6 protein-coding genes are annotated in these 5,814 nt (G+C 43.2%); 2 read left to right on the top strand and 4 right to left on the bottom strand.

The features are described 5' to 3' along the window. Window positions 1-177: 177 nt before the first annotated feature. Window positions 178-732: a carboxymuconolactone decarboxylase family protein gene (locus tag ACS8FD_RS12770; protein WP_439276185.1), complete on the bottom strand. Its 555-nt coding sequence runs from the start codon at window positions 730-732 to the stop codon at window positions 178-180. Window positions 733-1,015: 283 nt separating this feature from the next. After that, window positions 1,016-1,516: a lactoylglutathione lyase family protein gene (locus ACS8FD_RS12765; RefSeq protein WP_439276184.1), complete on the bottom strand. Its 501-nt coding sequence runs from the start codon at window positions 1,514-1,516 to the stop codon at window positions 1,016-1,018. 108 nt (window positions 1,517-1,624) lie between these two features. Here ACS8FD_RS12765 and ACS8FD_RS12760 point away from each other — a divergent pair, with 108 nt between their 5' ends. Then, window positions 1,625-2,494: a LysR family transcriptional regulator gene (locus tag ACS8FD_RS12760; RefSeq protein ID WP_439276183.1), complete on the top strand. Its 870-nt coding sequence runs from the start codon at window positions 1,625-1,627 to the stop codon at window positions 2,492-2,494. Between the two features lie 43 nt (window positions 2,495-2,537). Here the strand turns inward: ACS8FD_RS12760 and ACS8FD_RS12755 are convergent, their stop codons facing one another. Then, entirely contained in the window at window positions 2,538-4,055 is a 1,518-nt protein-coding gene (locus ACS8FD_RS12755; protein WP_439276186.1) for a sensor histidine kinase, read from the bottom strand. Further along, window positions 4,055-4,732, bottom strand: a complete 678-nt coding sequence (locus tag ACS8FD_RS12750) for a response regulator (protein WP_439276182.1) — start codon at window positions 4,730-4,732, stop codon at window positions 4,055-4,057. The genes ACS8FD_RS12755 and ACS8FD_RS12750 overlap by 1 nt, the downstream gene beginning before the upstream one ends. A gap of 345 nt (window positions 4,733-5,077) precedes the next feature. On the opposite strand from ACS8FD_RS12750, the gene ACS8FD_RS12745 reads away from it, so the two are divergent. Next, the gene (locus ACS8FD_RS12745; RefSeq protein ID WP_439276181.1) at window positions 5,078-5,587 is read left to right on the top strand and encodes a Spy/CpxP family protein refolding chaperone; all 510 of its coding nucleotides are present in this window, start codon (window positions 5,078-5,080) and stop codon (window positions 5,585-5,587) included. Window positions 5,588-5,814 lie beyond the last annotated feature (227 nt).

The raw sequence follows: 5,814 nt of genomic DNA, 5'->3' as shown, positions 1-5,814 counted from the left end.
TTTAATCTTAGGTGACAACGGTTGACGCCTGATATCCACGCTCTAGAAGGATGTGGTTTTACGGCGCTGGTGATAAATTAATAAAAAAAAGAGCGACTTGATATTTCAAGTTGCTCTTTTTTAGTTGGGTTCTGATAGTTAAATCAGAGTTATCGATTTCTCAGATTAGTTACAATATTAGTCCGCTTTGTGCCACTCAAATTTCTCAAATGGCTTATCCACTGGGGTGTCAGCCAGATGGTTTGTGTAGTTGCTCATCACTTTTTGCGCTACGCCTAGTACCACTTCTAACACTTGGCGCTTAGTAAAACCTGCGTCCAAGAATGCTTGTACTGCCTCATTATCGACATTACCACGATTGCGGACGACAGAGAGCGTGAAGTCGCGTAATGCTTCTAACTTAGACGTCGGTAGTGGCGTCTCATTACGTAATGCTTCGGTTATCGCATCATCCACTTTCATGCTTTTTGCAATACCAGTATGGGCAGGCACACAGTAATGACATTCATGCTCGACGTTAATAGCCTGCCAAACAACGGTGGTTTCTTCATCGTCAAAGCTGCTGTCTAAGAACAGTTGATGAAGGCGCTGATAGCCTTCTAGCAAACCAGGCGCTTCAGCCATAACGGCGTGTAAGTTTGGAATCATACCAAAGGCGCTAAGCGAGTTATCTAGTAAAGCATGGCTGTCTTTTGGGGCAGTCTCTATATTGTGTAATGTAAAATCGGTCATATAAAATCCTTAGCAAAATATTTTAGTGAAATTAAGATGGGTTTGATGGATAGCTAGAAACTAAGTCAGATAATGCAAGTAACGTCTGGTTATCTGACTCAATGCGCTCACTGATAGCACTATAAATTATTTTGAGCAATCACTCAAATATAAATTGAATGATTGCTCAAATATTTGTAACCCTTGTTAACATTACCGCTTTTTAGCCGAGTTGCGATACGCCAAAAGCGACCTTTACGTATTATAAAGACCGCTTTGAAAAACCTATTGCTATAGTTATAACTTAGTAGGCGCCCTTGCTATAAATAAGCTCATAGCTGTGGCTATATATCTCAACAATGTTGCCGAACGGGTCTTCCATATAAATCATACGGTAAGGCTTCTCGCCAGGATAGTAGTAACGCGGTTTTTCCATACGCTGCTTACCACCAGCGGCAACAATACGTTCAGCAAGTCCCTCTACATTTGGATCTTGAACACAGAAATGAAAAATACCTGTCTTCCAGTATTCAAAGTTATTTTCAGGATCTTCTTGATTTTTGAACTCAAATATTTCAACACCGATGCGATCACCCGTCGATAAATGGGCAATACGAAAGCTACCCCAGCCAGCACCAAACACTTCGGTACACATCTCACCAATTGCACTGTCATCTTCAACGATTTCAGTCGGCTCCATAATGGTATACCAGCCCATAACTTCAGTATAAAACTTCACCGCTGCTGCTAAGTCTGGGACGGATAGGCCGATGTGTGAAAAACTTCTAGGATAAGTATTACTCATTACTGTTGCTCCTGTTTGATAGGTTTATTATTTAACCTGGAGCTACTATACAAAGTTATATTTATTACGTAAAATTATCATTTATTATAAATATAAGTATGGTTTGTAATGATAAATACCACCTGGTTACGTACTTTTTGTACTTTGGTAGAAGTTGGCCATTTCACTCGTACGGCTGAGCGTTTACACATGACGCAATCTGGGGTTAGCCAACATATTAGTAAACTTGAATCACAGTTAGATATCGCGCTACTCATACGCCAAGGCAAGCAGTTCTCTCTAACCCATGCAGGTAAGAAACTGTATAGCGAAGCCTCAGATATCTTATTAAAGCTCTCTAGTTTAGAGCAGCAGATGAGGGAAGATTCGGCATTTGAAGGCAGGGTGCGCTTAATGTCACCTGGTAGTGTTGGGCTGAAGCTCTATCCCAAACTATTGTCATTACAACAGCAGCACCCTAAGCTCATCATTGATTATCGTTTTGCTCCAAATCCAGATATCGAACAGGCACTTGTTAATCATGAGATTGACATAGGTTTTATGACAACTATTTCAGCGTCAGAGACGATAAGTTGTCAAGTTATTGCCACAGAAGCTTTGATGTTAGTGACGCCGGCTAGTGTTGAGACGCCAAGTTGGGAGACTCTCATACAACTTGGATTTATTGATCATCCTGACGGCGCACATCATGCCAGCATGTTGCTCAGCGCCAATTATCCAAACTTTCAGCACAGTAATGACTTTGAGCAAAAGGGTTTTTCCAATCAGATAGCGCTAATTTTAGAGCCTGTGAGTCGAGGGCTTGGATTTACGGTGTTGCCTGCCCATGCGGTTGCCGCTTATCAAAAACCTCAGCTTATCAAAAGCCATTATCTGCCAACGCCAGTTAGTGAGACGCTCTATTTAGCAACCAAGCGTGACCATGTACTACCTAATAGAATGCAGACTGTGATTGATGAGGTAAAGAGATGGCTGTAGTTTTACCCTATTAGACAGGATCTGATCTACTATAGGCATATTGTCAGATAGATACTGGTAATACTATTTCAACGATAAGTCCCTGAATACCATCTTCACGATTGCGAGCACTAATCTGTCCTTGGTGCGCGGCAATAATCGCCTGAGCAATAGCCAGTCCAAGACCGTAACCACCTTCTTGTTTGCTGGTTTTATTAAGAGCAGAACTTGTTGGGCGTTGTCTGGACGCATCTAAGCGTACAAAGGGCTGAAAGATACGCTCTAGATTATCGTTATCTATGCCCGATCCTTGATCTACAATACTTATTTTCAGTGCAGACGTTTGATTGGTAAGTTTAATAGTTTCAATATTGGCTGCGACGATAGAGTGCGAGTTTGAATAGATAAAAGCATTACGAATCACATTTTCAAAAGCGCTATGTAATTGTTCTCGATTACCAACGATAGTGTATGAAAGCTTATCATCACTTGCCTCATCATTATTATTCAAGCATTGCCATTCAACGTGCTTATCATAAAACTCAAAGCTCACGTCCTGACCAATCTCATCAAGGAGCATCGCTATATCTATGGACTCACAGTCCTCAGGGCGTGCCACATAACGCTGCATTTGTAGGGACTGAATATGAATAATCTGCCCAATAAGCTCATTCATGCGAGTGGACTCTTTTTGGATACGATCCAGATAATGCGTCGCATTGGGGGCGTAATCGCGAGTCAGCTCCGTTGCCACCTCAAGGCGTGCTAGTGGCGAGCGCAGCTCATGAGAGATGTCGCTGAGCATTTGCTTACGGGACATCTCGCTATCAGCCAGTCTATTAGACAAGTCTGCAACATCTTTTGCCAAAGCACCCAATTCATCATCCCCAAGATTAGATAAATCATCACCCGCCAAATAATCACCTGCGCTCATACGATGCACCCTAAACTGAACCTGACGAATACGTTTAGATAAAGCACGGCTAAACCAGTAACAAGCCAATAGACTAAACAGTAAAATAATACCAAAGCGCACCGGAAAATGAGTTCTTTGTAAGGCGATAAGATCGGGCAGCGGCAGGCGCGGTTGTAGTTGCACAGTATAAGTATAGCTATCAGGTGTGGTGACAGATATATCTTGCAGCTCAGGATAATTGTCCGTACTTGGCACCACCTCTTGAATCATTGGGTTGGGTAGCAAGGTGCGGTTGTTATTTGCCTCGGTTGGCCTGCTATTTCGACTTATTGACGGTATAAAGCGTGAGTATAAGGGCGCGCCGTGTTCATCAACGATAATAATCTGATCACGAAGACCACGCTCATTGCGATAGATTTGTCGTACCCCGTCATAGTCACCTGCCTTGAGTGTCTGTATCACCTCTTGACGCACAGTGACTAGGTGCGCCACTTGCATCGCCATCCGTGATTCTAGTGCTTGCGCGTTTATCCCTCTCTCTATGGCGACCGATATCACTGACGTTAATAGCAACAGCAATAATAGACTTAAAAACAGTCGCCAAAATAGGGGTAGTGAAGGAATAACTTTGCGCTTTTTATCTGATTTTTGATCCAAATTATTCATCACAGTACCAACTGATAGCCTCTACCACGAATAGCCTTAATAGGCTCATCATGAAAGGGCTGAAGTTTTTTGCGCAGGCGCGAGACATGCACATCAAGGCTACGATCAAAGGGCTGTAGCTCACGCTGTAGTACGGTTTGCGATAGCCACTCTTTGCTGACAACCTCACCTTGGCGCTGTAGCAGTGCCCCTAATAAATCAAACTCAGTACCGGTCACTTGTAGAGGAGTACCATCGATGGTGCAGATACGATGATCTTGATCTAGAGTTAAGCGCTTATTAGTGAGAGTAGGGGCATTTGTGGTTGGCATAGTGGTGCGCTTAATAACGGCGTTGATACGTGCCAGCAATTCTCTAGGGTTACAAGGTTTGGCAATATAGTCATCAGCGCCAAGCTCAAGACCAATAATACGATCAATCTCATCGCCTTTTGCCGTCAACATAATCACAGGGATTTGACGAGTGGCTGGCAGCTGACGCAATACGCTAAGCCCATCTATTTTGGGCATCATAATATCGAGTACGAGCAGATCATACTGATAAGCAGTATCTTGCAAGCGCTCTAGTACTTGCTCGCCATCGTATACACAATCGCAACTGACTTCATGATTGTGTAGATATTCTTGGAGTAATTGGGTCAGCTCTTCATCATCGTCGCCAAGCAAAATATGGGTCATCAGCTAGTCCTAAGTTTTTGATAAAAGATCGCTTATTATCATACTGTTTTTGTGCGTCGCTCATACTACTACATTCAACGAAGCTAAATTTAATAAAGCCACATCCAACAAAGCCATCAGAGTATTCCACACATCAGTGCATAAAGTCAGTTTACAAGAGATAAGGGCCTAATGGCGTCAATCGTAACCTTTCTTAAAGTTTCATAAATCTACGCAACATGCCTTTGTATTATGATTTGTCTTGTCGATAGAACCTTGTTTTATCACGGGGCTGACAATGATTCGCAAGACTGTAAATTGAGCAAGCCCTCATAACTTTAATATTCATTCCAAAAGGAAATCATAATGAAAAATCTAACCATCGCCACCCTATTATCAGCGTCAACTTTATTGGGAATGGCTGGCATTGCTAGTGCCGCACCAGACAATCAACCGCAGCGCGCATCCCAGATGCAACACCATAAAGGCGGTATGTCTGCAAACAAAGGGCCATTATCACAGCTTAATCTGACAGCCACGCAGCAAGCTCAAATCGAGGCTATTAAAGAGGCTAAAAAGACGGAGCGTGATAACAACCGCGCGCAAAATCAAGCCCAGCGAGAGCAGATGCGCGAGCAAGTACAAGCCTTATCAAATGCCAATACGCTTGATACGGTCACCTTAAATCGCTTAGCAGATCAACATGCCCAGCAGGCCAAACAGCGTTTTATCGATAGGGTTCAAAGCCAACAAGCGATCGCTAAAGTATTGACTGCGGATCAGCGCGCACAATTGCAGCAAATGCGAGCAGAACGCGGCGAGCAAGGTGAGAATAGAGGTAGAGGCGACAGAGGCCATAGCCGCAGTGGTGCTTGATGTTATTTATTTTCAAAGGCACTTTTTAAGAAGTTGAACCTTTGACTTCCTCCCCTCCCTAAACGGAGGGGATTCCTCCAGCGAGACGGCAAAGCCCTGCCGCAAGAATATTTCTAGCTTCATTAATATCTCTATTATGAAAGGTCTAGTATGAACCGACCCCCATAAGTTGGACACAACTTATGGGGTATTTTTATGCATTACGACCTAGACTTTAAGCTGCAAGT

It is taken from the genome of Psychrobacter sp. 1U2, assembly GCF_051847575.1.
Note: the sequence above shows the minus strand (reverse complement) of the source record. Positions and strands in the feature narration are given on the sequence as shown.